Source organism: Mesorhizobium sp. NPDC059054, from assembly GCF_042739215.1.
Lineage (GTDB): Bacteria > Pseudomonadota > Alphaproteobacteria > Rhizobiales > Rhizobiaceae > Mesorhizobium.
Genome location: NZ_JBHYHV010000010.1, coordinates 13,646 through 25,891, shown reverse-complemented (window position 1 = coordinate 25,891; position 12,246 = coordinate 13,646). Strand labels below are relative to the sequence as shown.

Genomic DNA, 12,246 nt, shown 5'->3' with positions numbered 1-12,246 from the left:
CGGCCTGTCAGAGACGAGCGCCGAGGTGGATCCTGTTCAGGATCGAGCATGCCGCTTCGGCGCGAAACAGGGATCGGTTGACCAGTTTCTGTCCGTCCAGCTCCGCCGCCCGGTCGAGGGCGTTGTCCCAGACCTTCCAGGTGCCGTCAGGCTCCTGAATGCATTCGTATCGGGGTCGGTCCATCCTTGCGAAGCCTCGCTGTCCAAACCTCCCAGTTTTGCGGTGAAGCGGGCGCACATAATGCAACTTGCAGCTGCTGTCAGGTCTCGAATTGCCTGTTGGTACGAAAGTACGAGGTGTCCGGCGGGCGGCCGCCGAGGAGGCAGTCACAAACACAAAGCCCGCCCTGGGCGGACTCAGGGCCTGTGGACTTCCCCCTCTCAGTCACCGCATGGCGGCCATCTTCCGTGCAGTTTTCTCCTCTCCGTGATGTCTCAGAGACCTTCGTCCCGATAGCCGGGTTGACTGCCGGCCTGCCCGTCGCTGCTCTCCTGCATTTTGGGCAGCACCAGAAGCAGCGCGACCGACAGGAGGTGGATCGCGCTGACCACCAGAGCGAGTGCCGGCAGGCCCCTGGCGATGAACGGGGCCGCGGCGACGGTGCCGAGCGTGGTCATCATGAAGATGAAAAAGACGATCAGCGCCGATCCGCGCGCGTTGTTGCTGCCCGAGGCGACGATGCCGCGATAGAAGCCGAGCGGGCCGCGCAGGCCGAGGCCGATCGCCATCGGCATGAACAGCAGCGCAAGCATCAGCGTGTTGGTGCCGCCGGCGAGACCGTAGGCGAGCAGGGCCAAGGCGCTGACCGCACCCAGCGCCGTGCCGAACAGGATGACGGTCTCGGTGCCGAAGCGCTCGGAGATCCGCGCGGTGAGATTGGCAGCAATGATGAAGCCGGTAACGTTGATGACCTGCATGACGATGAAGTCGTTCAACGTTCCGCCCATCGTGCCGACGATCACGACCGGGGCACCGAACACGAAAGCGATGAGGCCGCCGAGCGTCATCGCCTGGCTCAGCGCGTAGCGCATGAAGACACGATCCGTCAGCAATTGGGTGTAGCTGCCGCGCGCGCCGGATGCGCGCGGCTCGGCCGGCAAGCCGGTGACCGCGATCAGCAGCGCGGCAAGCGCGGTCAGCAAGGCAAGCAGCCCGAAGGACGACTGCCATCCGAAATGGACCAGCAGGGCCACGCCGACAATGGGCGCCAGGGCAGGAACCAGAGACTCGACGCTACCGATGAAACCGATTGCCCGTACGGCGCCCCGGTCGTCGAACAGCTGGCGGATGATGCCCGGGGCGAAGACGGGCGCGGCGGCGGCTGCCACCCCTTGCACGAAACGCAGCCCGATCAGGATTGCGATGGTCGGCGACAGCGAACAGGCGACGGAGGCGGCCGCAAAGCCGGCGAGTGCCGACACGAGCAGGGGCTTGCGTCTGAAATGATCCGCCAGCCAGCCGAACAGCAGCAAGCCGACGCCGCTGCCCGCGACATAGGCGGCGAGCACCAGCTGCGCGGTCGCCTCGCTGGTGGCGAAGATGGCCGGCAATTGCGGCACGGCGGGCAGGACGAGGTCGGTTCCGGCGAGTGAAAGCGCCGTGCACAGGATCAGGACCGCGAAGGTGACAAGGCGGTATGTCATGGCCGGCGCTCCCGCCAGCTCGAAATAAGCGTGATCATGACTTGGTCTTCAGTTGTTCGGGTGGCCTGTCTCTTTCGCCTCCGGGCGGGAGGCCGGCCAAACCGAACCCGCTGCTATCCGAAGACGCAAATGGCGGCGTTGGCCGCCGGGCGAGCGGCGGTCGGAACGGTGTGCGCAGCAATGTTCCGGTTCGAAGACATGCGGCACCACCTACCCAAAAACGCGATGCCGGGCAAGGCGGCTGATGCTCGCCGGCTCGCCATCCTGTGGTGCTGCGCGAACGCGGCTCGAAAGACCCGCTTCAAATTCAAGCTGTGGTGGGAAGCTGGCGATCGGGCCAACCTATTTTTGCGGGTTACCTGATCTCATGATCTGGACGAGCCCTTCAGGCTCACTGGAAAATTCGCCCTGCCTGGCCTGGCCAATGGGCGACATGTGAATGCTGATTTGGTGGATCGAGGAATCTTCTTCAATGAACGCCCAGACCAGCACCGAACCACGTTCCAGAAGGTTGACGTAACTTCCGAACTCTTTTTCAGGTACCACGATGTAGATGCAACCGTTGTCGGACGCGAAGGACTTTTCGTCCGATCCCTCGCTTGCGAACAAAATGACAACCCGGTTTTGTTGCGCATTGTGCACATCGGTGGGCTTAAAATCTTCCGATATGGCCCCCCAATGAGTGCGACTGATGGGGTCGGCGATGATCCCCCAACTTGTGACGCGGCCCTGAAAATTTTTCATCCGGCTACCGCTCCTCGCCCGTAAGTCTCAGCGAGTAGTTGGTCACGCCGATAAGTGAGCAATGCACAACAGCCTTATATTGCGGGGCGATGCGGATTTGACCAGGCTGGGTCTGCGGTTCGTTGCGGTCATTCCTCCAACTGATCTGATAATAGGCCGTCATTGGAAAGCTGGCGGAGTTGTAGATACACAATTCAGTCCCCCCGTAGAGACAAGGACCACCTAACTCTTCACGACAAAACATATGAGCCTCCCCCAAAAGATAGACGTAAAGTAGAGCAAGTAGCAGGCAGTAGGCAAGAAGAATGGCGAGCGCAAAAAGGCACTCCAAACAGAGCAACGGCGCGCAGACATCTTGAAATCGTCAAGGTAGGCCGATACCACTCGAGTATATGTTGCAGGTGATGCACGACAACCGGGCGAGCGGAGACAGACGAGGCAAGTTAGCGATTGCCGCCACCCTAAGCCCGCCGACGTGCAGCATACCGGCCGTATTGGCGACCTGACGCAATCGAGTGGCAGCGCCCGCTGCAGGCCGGCTCAGGCGGAATGATCGCGCCCGCAGCGCGAACATATCCTGTTGGGCCAGGGGTGATGGGCGCGGAAGAACGACCCCTCGGTCCTGAACAGCGAACACCGGCAATCCGGGCAGGTGAACAGGACGACGGCGGCGATGCCGTGCGCCACCCAGAACATCAGCGCAAGCTGTATCCCGCCCGATGAAAGACCCGCAATGAGCGGTTCCCATACCGGGAGGGTGATAAGGACCAGGAAGGTCCAGCCCATGAACAGCCATGCTTTCAGGTAGAGTGACATGGCGATGAGCCTAAGCCGATTCTCGCCGGTCGATCCAATGCGCCGGCCCATGCTTTGCCATGCGCCCGAATAGCGCCTGCATGTCGCCGATCACGCGCCGGGCGCGATGATCCGGGCTGCACGCGCGGCCTTGACGAAGGCGCGGCGGCAGCTGTTGCCGCTCTGCCAGCCATCGAGCGCATCCCGGCAGGTGCGGAGCGCCCTGCGGTAGGCCTGGCCGGAGCCTGGATGGTCCGGCCAGGCGTCCTGCATCGCTTCGATGGCCTGCCAGGCGCTTTCGACCTTCCTGTGCCCGGTCGGTTGCAGGTCGAGGACGACGGGGTGAGAGAACAGAACGTCTTGCAAAATTCCCTCCTGGGCATGGTTTCGGGAACGAGGGCAGCGGGCCGGAGCCCACCGCCCTCGTCTCGAGCCGCTACAGTTTCGCCTGATGGATCCGGTCGGAGAGCTTTTGCCGGTCCTCCGCGGACTTCAGCCGGATGGTCATCGCCTCGCTCTTGACGGGAACCTGGGGCGGCAGGCTGACGGGCATCCCGGGAACATTCTGCTCGGCCCATTGCTTGAAGCGGGGCAATTTGTTCGGGCCGGCGATCGGGAACGTGAAGCTGTATTTGAAGGTCATCGTGACAGTCCAAAGCATGCGCGCGCGGAAACGGGCGCATGGTTTGGCGCCGCGATCCTGGACACGCAGAAATCAAAGGGTTGGGGATTACGCTCGTGATCCTGGCGCCGCTCTTGCTCTCGCAGGTAGCGACGCCAGGCGATCAGCCTATTTGCAGGCAGCCGTTGAACAGTGTGGAGCGCTTTCGCATGACACCTGTGTCGGCCAGGGCGCCGGAAAAGTCAAACCGGCGGCCGCCTTCCTGTCACGCGCGGCATCGCAAGTGCGATGGGAACAGCGCCGGCGCCACGCGACGGTGCCGGCATGGAGACCTACCGCTTTTCGATCGGCAGGATGAATTCGACGCGCCGGTTCAAGGCGCGCCCGTCCGGATTGTCGCTGCCGTCGTCGCGCGTGTTCGGGGCGACCGGCCGGGTGTCGCCAAGGGCTTTCACCGCAAGGCGCTGCTTGTCGGCACCATGGGCTACCAGCCAGTCCGCGACCGTGGTGGCCCGCTGGAGCGACAGGGTCTTGTTGTACCGGGCCGACCCCTTGGAGTCGGTGTGGCCCTCGACGCCGATCGTACCTTTCGGAACGGAGGCGATGAGACGCGCGATGTCGGCAAGCGTCGGTTCGGCGGCCGGCTGGATGTCGGCCTTGTCGAAGTCGAACAGGACATCGCCGGTCATGGCGATCCTGACGGAGGTGCCGTCCTTCTTCACGGAAAGTCCGCTGTGCTGCGCGGCGAGGTCGTCTGCCTTGCCCGACAAGTCCGACACGGCGCCGCTCAGATCGGATGGCAGGCCCGTCAGGTCCAGCACCGTGGCCTTGAGGTCGAGAACCGTGGGCTCGAGGTCGCGGATGTCGCGTTTGTAGTCCTCGGCGAAGGAGCCAACCGTGCCGGCCACGACCATGGCCAGCACAAGAATGCATCTGTTTGCCCAGGCCATGTTATCGGTCGGTGATCTTGATGGCCTCGAGCGTCTCGACCCCCGGGATCGTCAGCGACACTTCGGTGACGTCCTTTGGCGGAGCGGGGAACCGGCCGTGCCAGGAACCCGCGGTGGGGGAATCCTTCGTGGTCTTGAGCACCAGGTTGGGGTTGGTGAGCGGCTGGTCGTTGCTGTCCTTCAGAAGAAGGTGCTTCTTGTTGCCGGCAAGCACATAGAAGCTGTTCTGGTAATCGGTCTCGCTGATCGAATCGTAGATCCGTTCCAGCTTGTTCGTGATCATCGGCTTGAAGCGCAGCTTGATCGTCAGGATATCGTCGCGCCGCACCGCCTCGACCACCTGGGCTTCCGCCGCGCCGCCATTGGTCAGCCCGACCGCCAGGGGCGCTGTCGAGGCATTCTGCGTCTCGTTCTGCGCGAATGCGGTGTGGGAAAATCCGGCGATCGCCAGCGAGCAAACAAGCGCGGTTGTAATCGGCTTCAACATATCCATCCCTTTTCCGAAAGAGGGCTAGGTAGCCCAGTACCGATCCGGATTGGAAATCTCGTTTGCCTGCAGGCTGTTACACGGATTGATCGCTGGCGCAAAGATCGGCGGGGACCTGGCCTTGACGGACAGTCGGCCAGGAACGGAGAGCCGTCCCCGGAGCGATCGAACCGGCATTGTATCGAGAGCCGTCGGAGCATGGCGCCAGACGGGCTTCTCCAACGTTCCGGAATGGATCTATCGGATAGAACGTCTGTTCAGATGTGAGGCGACATGGCTGTCGCCCCACGACGCCAGCTCAGGCAACCATTCCACCGCCTCGGCCGGAATTCGGACCGGTCATCCAAGGCAAGGGGATTTCCACCTCCTCGAGGATTTTCGCGGAGCGCGCGAAGCCTTCGAAAGCAGATCTCGCATAGGAGAGAGGATAGTCGCTCTGAAAGGCCTGCTGGCAGGCCCGAACAGCGGTCTGGTAGATGGGCGTGCGGCGGCCTTTGGGCCATTCATAGAGAAATTCCAGGGCGTCTTCGAGGCACGCAATCTCCTGGATGAGGCTGTTTCCGTTCTTGACGAATACGGGGCTGTCAAACATCCGATCGTTCATCAGATCCTCCAAATCGAACGACAAAAGGGGTGTCAGGACAGGTCACCACCGACAGCGGCGGTAACCTGAGATCGATATGTGAATGGTCGTTGCGAGCGTCAATGCTCGCCGTCAAAACATTCGGTTGGGGAGCTATGAGGGAGAACCGGCCCTCAGGCGTTTTGCGCTCAGATACATGAGCGCCGAAGCTGCCTTGGAACGATCCCAGCCCGCGGCTTCGGTATCGTCGAGCAACTTGTCGATGCGGTCGGCCAGAGCCTCCTGGCAGTCGGCATCATAAGCGACTTCATTGGGCTGGTATTGCGGTTTCCTGATCAGTGGTTCCTTCGCCATATGTGTAACCCATGCACGTTTCTTACGGCATGCGTTTTACCGCATTCCTCAACGTCGTCAACGGGTTACGCCGACAGTTCCGGCGGCGGGCGCTGCCGACCGCAGCCTGTCCCGGCGCGCCCGGGCGCCGGGGACATTCCTCACGCCTACAGCCCAAGCGCCTCAGCCAGCTCGTCGAGCAGCTGGAACTGCAAGGCGTCGAAACGCGCGCTCGGCTGCCACAGCTCGGCCATCTCCATGAGCGGATCGACGACGTCGCTTGTCTCGCCGGAGAGGGCTTCCATCAGAGCGTGGCCGCAGAACGGCACGTAGGTTTCCGAATAGCCACCCTCATGGACCACGACCAGCCGTCCCTGACAGAGGCGTTCGGCGGCGTCGCGGATGCTCAGCGTCATGGCGCGGTAACTGTCGCTGTGCAGGTTCATGCGCGCCAGCGGGTCGACGGCGGATGCGTCGAGACCGCTTGCGACCACGATCAGCTCCGGCCTGAAGGCTTCAAGTGCCGGAATGACGATGCGCTCGAAGGCGCGCATATAGGCAGCATGGCCGCCGCCCGGCAGCAGCGGAATGTTGATGTTGGCGCCCACTCCCTTGCCGGCGCCGCGATCCTCTCCGCCGCTGTATCCGGGCGGGAAACACCCTTCCTGGTGCAGCGAAATGGTCAGCGTGTCGGGATCTTCATAATAGATGGTCTGCGTGCCGTTGCCGTGATGGACGTCCCAGTCCACGACCGCGACACGCCCGACCTGGTGCTTCGCCCGCGCCGCTTCGATGGCGATCGGAATGTTGGCCAGCAGGCAGAAGCCCATCGGCGTGTCGGGCAGGCAGTGATGTCCCGGCGGGCGCGACAGCGCATAGGCGTTCCGCAGCGCCCCGGACAGCACGGCGTCGACGGCAGCACTTGCCAGCCCCGCCGACAGCGCCGCGATCTCATAGCTGCCGACGCCGAAAGGCGCGCTCACCCCGAGGTCTCCGCCGGTCGTGTCGCTGACGCGCTTGAACTCGTCCAGGTAGCTGGCGGGATGGATGCGCAGCAGATCCTGGCGGGCCGCAGGTGCTGCGGAACGCATGTCCAGTTTCGCGGCGAGGCCGGAAACCTGGAGCAGGGACAGGAAACGCCGTTTGGAATCGGGCGACTCCGCAAAGCCGGCGGCTGACGGCGGCTGCACCCAGCCGCCCACCGGCAGGACGAGCGACTGGATGCCGCCCGTGTGCCAGAAGGTTCGTTCGTCGGTGAAGAAACCCGTCTTCTTCATGTCTTGATTCCTGGCTTGTTCATGGATTGGCTCGCGGCGACAGCAGCAGGCAGGCGAAGGACAGGAGCCCGCAGGCGGCGGCCGCGATGAACACGGATTGCAGGCTCCAGGCCGCCTCGAGCATGGTTCCGGCAAACAACGGCCCCAGCGACAGCCCCGTGCCGATGATCATCGTGGTCGAGGCGACGAGCCGGCCGGACGGGTCGCGGCTGGCCACCTCGGCGATGATGAAGGGCAGCACGAAGGTCCAGGCGAATTTGAAGGCGCAGATCGCCGCGATGTAGGCGGGGCCACCCTCAAGCATCGCCAGCGCGACGACCGACAGGACAAGGATGGCATAGCCGAGCAGCAGCATGAGCCGGCGAACGACCCGACCGCCCAGGAAAGAGGCGATCATTGCGCCGGCAATGCCGAACAGCGTGGCGATGGCGAGGATGTTGCCGATATGGGCGGCCTGAAAGCCTGCCTGCTCCGCCGCCATGCTGGCGAAGGTCCAGACCCCGCCGATGGCGATGTAGAAGGCAAGGATGGCGGCGACAGCCAGCACGGCGAGCAGGACGAACCGGCTGCCGGTCGCGGACCGCGTGCCCGCCGCTTTCGACGCCGCGGGTGCCCGGAAGCCCTTGTACAGCGGGGCGAGCAGCAGCGTGAGGATGGCCAGCACGAGGTAGAAGGACTTCAGCCCGAAGCCGGCGAACAGATGCGGCAGCAAAGCGAGGCCGATCGCGCCGGCGACGAGCTGGCCGACGACCCAATAGCCGAATACCCGCTCGGGATTGTCGGCGTCCTGCGCGCTGACCATCGACAGGACCATGAGGGTTCCGCCGCCGAAGCCGGTGAAAGCGCGCAGGAGCAGAAGGGTCGCATAGTCCGACAGCAGCAGCGCGGTGGCCAGGTTGCCGATGACGAACACGGCCAATGCGATCATGCCGACGACATGGACGTTGACGCGGCCGAGCCAGAACAGCCCCAGCAGGGATGCGGCGCTGAAGGCGCCGTTCTCGACGAAGAAATAGGTGCCGATCTGCGATGGACCGACGGCCAGTTCCGCGCCGAGCTGCGCGGCCAGCGCCGGCGCCACCAGCAGCGCCATCGGCGTGATCGCGGCAAAGGCCACGAGCGCGACGATGGTCAGGCGCGAGGCCGTCGCGGAGGCGATGGAGGATGTGCTCATGATACTACCTCGCGCCGATTGCCGTCTGTCATCCGATCCCCCTGAAGATGATCCTTGTGCGGCGAGCAGCTGTGCTCGCCGTCTATGCGCGGATGCGTTTCGGGAGATGGATCGGTTGCGGCAGGGCGGCGAGCCGCCTTGCGCCCGACCTCCAGGCGCGCCGGTCAAACCGTTCGATGCGCTGATGCGGCATCGCAACCTCCCATTTGGTATTTCGCGGTTTTCCGCGATTTCTTTACTTGTGAGTTAAGTTTCCTGAAGACGACATGCTTGTCAATGGAATTTTCGAAAATCGGGAATCGTTCGACAATCCTACCAGAGCTTCACATGCCGTTGCCGCCAATGGTCTGGATCGTTGCGCCTTCCTCGGCGTTCCGGAATGGATCCCCGACACTCTTTGGTCGCTTCGCTCCCGACGAGGTCGAGGATGACGGTTGTGAGGGGGCGTTCCGGTCAATCGCCGATGCTGGTCATGACGCCGCCCTTTGTCATTTGCGCACGGCATGGCAAGGTCGTCATCCTCGACCTCGCGAGCGACCGCAGGGAGCGGCGAGTGTCGGGGATCCATTCCGGAACGGTGGAGAACGGATCTCGGTCGGTCGCCCCAAAATCGCCGCCGTGTGCGGTCAGCAGCCGACCAGTCTCCCCTCAAGACCCACCCCAAAACTTGATTTCCCGGTCATGCTCGTCAACTTGATGAACCTCCGGCCACCAGCCGGAGGTGATTCCCGGAGTTCCGATGCGTCGTGCCGGCCTTGTTATCCTGATCGCCGTCCTCTTCCTCACGGTTGCGCTGACAAGCGCATGGACCGCTCTGGCCTTCTTCTACCGGCTGCCCTTGCCGGAAACCGGCCGCATCGTGGTCGCAGCGCTTTTTGCCCTGTTCGGCCTGGCGACACTCGCCGCCCTGTTCACCCGCCGCCGCTGGCCTGCCTTAGGCGCTTTTGTCGTCTTGTTTGCCGGCGTGCTTGTCTGGTGGGCGAGCATCGTCCCGCCGACCGATGCCGACTTCGTGCCGGAGGATGCGCGCCAGGTCACCGGCAGGATCGAGGGTGACCGGCTGACCTTGACCGACATGCGCAACTTCACCTGGCGATCCAAGACCGACTTCACCGAAAGCTGGGAAACGCGGACCTACGACCTGACGAAGCTCAGAACCGTCGATCTGTTCATGTCCTACTGGGCCGGCCCCGAAATGGCGCACACGATCGTGAGCTTCGGCTTCGAGGGCGGCGAGCGGATCGCCTGGTCGATCGAGGCGCGCTACCTAGTGGGCGGGGAGTATTCGCCGATCGCCGACGCCTTCAAGACCGATACGCTGATCGTGATCGCGGCCGACGAACGCGACCTGATCGGCCTGCGCACCAATGTGCGCGGCGAGGATGTGCATCTCTACCGGCTGGCCGTGCCGGCCGACCATGCGCGGGTCTTCCTGGCCGGCTATGTCGAGGACGCCAATGCGCTGGCCGCCAAGCCGCAGTTCTACAACTCGATCACAACCAATTGCACGACCGCGATAGTGCGCATCCTGCGGCTGGTCGGCGCCAGCGTGCCCACCGACTGGCGCCTGCTCGTCAACGGCTACCTGCCGGGCTACCTCTACGACCAGAAACGCGTCGACACCAAGCTGCCGCTCGAGGAGCTGATCGAGCGCTCCCGCGTCAGCGACCGCGCAAAGGCCTTCGGCGTCGGGCCGGGCTTTTCCGAAGAGATCCGGCGCGGCGTGCCGGATCCGAACGGGTAAGCGGCCCCCATGGATCGCCGCACCTTCTTCCACGTTCCGGAATGGATCCCCGACACTCTCCAGTCGCTTCGCTTCTTACGAGGTCGAGGATGACGGAGCTTGGGGAAGCGCTTCAGCCAATCTCCAACGTTGGCACCATCGTCATCTCTGGAGATGAGCCGCGACATCGCAAGCTGCGTCATCCTCGACCTCGTGAGCGACCGCAGGGAGCGGCGAGCGTCGGGGATCCATTCCGGAACGCCGAGGGAATGGCCCCCGGCAAAAGCACCGCCATATGCAATTGCCCTGTCCGCAAAGGGGAGAAAGAGGCGCCTGCCTCCGACCGGTCGGTGTGTGACCGTGCAACAACGGTGTGGATGATTTGGTTACCCTGTCGGGAGAATCGATTGCGCCGGCCCAAAGCGAGTGCTAGTGCATGACTGTTGTTGAGTGGTGTTGGGGAGTACCGCTTATGTATGCCAAAGAGCATGAGTACCAGTCGCCATATCGGCCGTACTATAAACTTGCCCTGTTGCTGATCTCCGCCATTGGAATTGCAGAAGCCTATATTTGGCTAACGTCTCACTAGACATTCAAGACAGCTCCGGCGCCTCCGAACGGAACAGCGGCTTGGCCGCTGAAAGCATAGCGGTCTTGGGCCACATATTTGGCCTCACCTTTTTGGCTTCACATTTTGGAACGGCAAAGTCCGGCGATCGTTTTATCCGAGCTGACGGTTTTCCCTCGGACCGTCGGCATACCCCGCCGGTCCGATATGCCGCCAACCTCGTATCGGGCCGGCTCTAGAGCGTTTTCCGTTTTTCACGGAAACGCACTTTCCCTGGAGTTGCTCTGCCGTGCGAAGCCCGGCGAGATGGCCGTCCCCCAAACCAGTGATGTTTGGCCCGACCCGGGGTGATATCCTGTTTCAGGTGCCGGAGTGCCCCCCACTTTCCGGCGCTTAGGCCGGCGCTTCCCCGGTCCCTCTGGCGCGCGCCGGCCGCCCCTTGCAAGGACGAGTCCCAAACGGGTGATGCTCTCCCGCGTCAAAAGGATTAAGCTGGCGCGCCGAACGGCCTGTCCTGCGCCTTGACCGTTGCAATCTTCGTCCAGCCTGCTTTGTCCGAACCGCGGAGGCGTATTTGCGCAATCTGGATTTCAGCTCCTGGCAAAGCGTTCTTGTCACGCTCATCGGCCTGGCGCTGTTCACGCTCATCAGCATGGGAATTCGCCTGCTGATGATGATGACGATCCAGCAGCGCCGGGAGCGCATGAACAGGCAGATCAACGAGCGCCTGCGGGTCCTGATCGCGGCTTACAAGACGCTGGGCGGGTCTTTTACAGGTGATCTTTCCGTCGACCCTACCCATCTGCGCGATCTGAAGCGGCGTCCCCCGCCCGCTCAGGAAACCGAAAACGGGCTGGAGCCGGCGGAACCCGGCATCACCGGATCGGAGCGGACCAGACGGATCCGGGATGCCGTCGAAGCGGCTCTGTCGGACATTCTCCTCCTCGGAACCGAGAGCCAGGTCCGGTTGGCCGAACGGGCAATACGGGAGCTTGCCGCCGGTCATCCGGTCCACACCCACGAGCTCGTCGTCTCGCTGCGCGACTTCATTCGCGAGGCTCTTGGCCTCGACCCTGTTCCGCCCGATCTCCAGATACCGATGCAGGGGCCCACCCGGCCCTCGACGAGCAGCAGCCGAGGCAAAGGCGACCGGGATAGCGGAGCTGGCCGCGGTGCCGGAGGTGGTGGAATGGGCGGCGGCGGAATGGGCATGGGCGGAGGCGGCATGGGCAGCGGCGCGCTCGACACCGACGACCCTCATCGCCAATCCTGACGAACGGAAGCCGGCTTACGGCAGCGTCGCGGACCCACCGCGACAGTTAACACCAGCCCAAATGCAGGCCGTC

The 12,246-nt window shown here is 63.3% G+C and carries 15 protein-coding genes; 3 read left to right on the top strand and 12 right to left on the bottom strand.

The window, feature by feature from the left end; all coding sequences use genetic code 11:
* Window positions 1-7: 7 nt before the first annotated feature.
* On the bottom strand, window positions 8-184 hold the full coding sequence (locus ACFWXH_RS30210; RefSeq protein WP_379125114.1) for a hypothetical protein: 177 nt from the start codon (window positions 182-184) through the stop codon (window positions 8-10).
* Between the two features lie 251 nt (window positions 185-435).
* Complete coding sequence (locus ACFWXH_RS30205) at window positions 436-1,644, bottom strand: MFS transporter (RefSeq protein ID WP_379125113.1); 1,209 nt, start codon at window positions 1,642-1,644, stop codon at window positions 436-438.
* A gap of 129 nt (window positions 1,645-1,773) precedes the next feature.
* Here ACFWXH_RS30205 and ACFWXH_RS30200 point away from each other — a divergent pair, with 129 nt between their 5' ends.
* Window positions 1,774-2,007: a hypothetical protein gene (locus ACFWXH_RS30200; RefSeq protein WP_379125112.1), complete on the top strand. Its 234-nt coding sequence runs from the start codon at window positions 1,774-1,776 to the stop codon at window positions 2,005-2,007.
* On the opposite strand, the gene ACFWXH_RS30195 is transcribed toward ACFWXH_RS30200, so the two are convergent.
* The 10 genes from ACFWXH_RS30195 to ACFWXH_RS30150 form a co-directional block, all read right to left on the bottom strand.
* A complete protein-coding gene (locus ACFWXH_RS30195) occupies window positions 1,987-2,388 on the bottom strand; it encodes a hypothetical protein (protein ID WP_379125111.1) in 402 nt (133 codons plus the stop codon). The genes ACFWXH_RS30200 and ACFWXH_RS30195 overlap by 21 nt on opposite strands.
* Window positions 2,389-2,928: 540 nt before the next feature.
* Entirely contained in the window at window positions 2,929-3,255 is a 327-nt protein-coding gene (locus tag ACFWXH_RS30190) for a hypothetical protein (protein ID WP_379125110.1), read from the bottom strand.
* A 39-nt stretch (window positions 3,256-3,294) separates the two neighbouring features.
* Window positions 3,295-3,549, bottom strand: a complete 255-nt coding sequence (locus ACFWXH_RS30185) for a DUF982 domain-containing protein (RefSeq protein WP_054312078.1) — start codon at window positions 3,547-3,549, stop codon at window positions 3,295-3,297.
* Window positions 3,550-3,619: 70 nt separating this feature from the next.
* On the bottom strand, window positions 3,620-3,826 hold the full coding sequence (locus ACFWXH_RS30180; RefSeq protein WP_054312414.1) for a hypothetical protein: 207 nt from the start codon (window positions 3,824-3,826) through the stop codon (window positions 3,620-3,622).
* Between the two features lie 311 nt (window positions 3,827-4,137).
* Window positions 4,138-4,755, bottom strand: coding sequence for an OmpA family protein (locus tag ACFWXH_RS30175; protein ID WP_379125109.1), 618 nt, complete (start codon window positions 4,753-4,755; stop codon window positions 4,138-4,140).
* 1 nt (window position 4,756) lies between these two features.
* Window positions 4,757-5,248, bottom strand: coding sequence for a hypothetical protein (locus tag ACFWXH_RS30170; RefSeq protein WP_244483438.1), 492 nt, complete (start codon window positions 5,246-5,248; stop codon window positions 4,757-4,759).
* 292 nt (window positions 5,249-5,540) lie between these two features.
* On the bottom strand, window positions 5,541-5,846 hold the full coding sequence (locus ACFWXH_RS30165) for a DUF982 domain-containing protein (RefSeq protein WP_054312080.1): 306 nt from the start codon (window positions 5,844-5,846) through the stop codon (window positions 5,541-5,543).
* 132 nt (window positions 5,847-5,978) lie between these two features.
* A complete protein-coding gene (locus ACFWXH_RS30160) occupies window positions 5,979-6,179 on the bottom strand; it encodes a hypothetical protein (protein ID WP_054312081.1) in 201 nt (66 codons plus the stop codon).
* Between the two features lie 146 nt (window positions 6,180-6,325).
* Entirely contained in the window at window positions 6,326-7,435 is a 1,110-nt protein-coding gene (locus ACFWXH_RS30155) for a class II histone deacetylase (RefSeq protein ID WP_379125107.1), read from the bottom strand.
* A gap of 19 nt (window positions 7,436-7,454) precedes the next feature.
* Window positions 7,455-8,609: an MFS transporter gene (locus tag ACFWXH_RS30150; protein WP_379125106.1), complete on the bottom strand. Its 1,155-nt coding sequence runs from the start codon at window positions 8,607-8,609 to the stop codon at window positions 7,455-7,457.
* 739 nt (window positions 8,610-9,348) lie between these two features.
* Between ACFWXH_RS30150 and ACFWXH_RS30145 the strand changes: the two genes are divergently transcribed.
* Both ACFWXH_RS30145 and ACFWXH_RS30140 read left to right on the top strand, forming a co-directional pair.
* Window positions 9,349-10,353: a DUF4105 domain-containing protein gene (locus ACFWXH_RS30145; RefSeq protein ID WP_379125105.1), complete on the top strand. Its 1,005-nt coding sequence runs from the start codon at window positions 9,349-9,351 to the stop codon at window positions 10,351-10,353.
* A 1,121-nt stretch (window positions 10,354-11,474) separates the two neighbouring features.
* Window positions 11,475-12,173 (top strand): hypothetical protein, encoded by a 699-nt coding sequence (locus tag ACFWXH_RS30140; protein WP_379125104.1) that lies wholly within the window; start codon window positions 11,475-11,477, stop codon window positions 12,171-12,173.
* The last annotated feature ends 73 nt before the right edge of the window (window positions 12,174-12,246 follow it).

What these genes read in the sequence shown, in the direction of transcription:
- ACFWXH_RS30210 (WP_379125114.1), bottom strand. Translation starts at nt 184, where the DNA reads ATGGACCGACCCCGATACGAATGCATTCAGGAGCCTGACGGCACCTGG.
- ACFWXH_RS30205 (WP_379125113.1), bottom strand. Translation starts at nt 1,644, where the DNA reads ATGACATACCGCCTTGTCACCTTCGCGGTCCTGATCCTGTGCACGGCG.
- ACFWXH_RS30200 (WP_379125112.1), top strand. Translation starts at nt 1,774, where the DNA reads ATGGCGGCGTTGGCCGCCGGGCGAGCGGCGGTCGGAACGGTGTGCGCA.
- ACFWXH_RS30195 (WP_379125111.1), bottom strand. Translation starts at nt 2,388, where the DNA reads ATGAAAAATTTTCAGGGCCGCGTCACAAGTTGGGGGATCATCGCCGAC.
- ACFWXH_RS30190 (WP_379125110.1), bottom strand. Translation starts at nt 3,255, where the DNA reads ATGGGCCGGCGCATTGGATCGACCGGCGAGAATCGGCTTAGGCTCATC.
- ACFWXH_RS30180 (WP_054312414.1), bottom strand. Translation starts at nt 3,826, where the DNA reads ATGACCTTCAAATACAGCTTCACGTTCCCGATCGCCGGCCCGAACAAA.
- ACFWXH_RS30175 (WP_379125109.1), bottom strand. Translation starts at nt 4,755, where the DNA reads ATGGCCTGGGCAAACAGATGCATTCTTGTGCTGGCCATGGTCGTGGCC.
- ACFWXH_RS30170 (WP_244483438.1), bottom strand. Translation starts at nt 5,248, where the DNA reads ATGGATATGTTGAAGCCGATTACAACCGCGCTTGTTTGCTCGCTGGCG.
- ACFWXH_RS30165 (WP_054312080.1), bottom strand. Translation starts at nt 5,846, where the DNA reads ATGAACGATCGGATGTTTGACAGCCCCGTATTCGTCAAGAACGGAAAC.
- ACFWXH_RS30160 (WP_054312081.1), bottom strand. Translation starts at nt 6,179, where the DNA reads ATGGCGAAGGAACCACTGATCAGGAAACCGCAATACCAGCCCAATGAA.
- ACFWXH_RS30155 (WP_379125107.1), bottom strand. Translation starts at nt 7,435, where the DNA reads ATGAAGAAGACGGGTTTCTTCACCGACGAACGAACCTTCTGGCACACG.
- ACFWXH_RS30150 (WP_379125106.1), bottom strand. Translation starts at nt 8,609, where the DNA reads ATGAGCACATCCTCCATCGCCTCCGCGACGGCCTCGCGCCTGACCATC.
- ACFWXH_RS30145 (WP_379125105.1), top strand. Translation starts at nt 9,349, where the DNA reads ATGCGTCGTGCCGGCCTTGTTATCCTGATCGCCGTCCTCTTCCTCACG.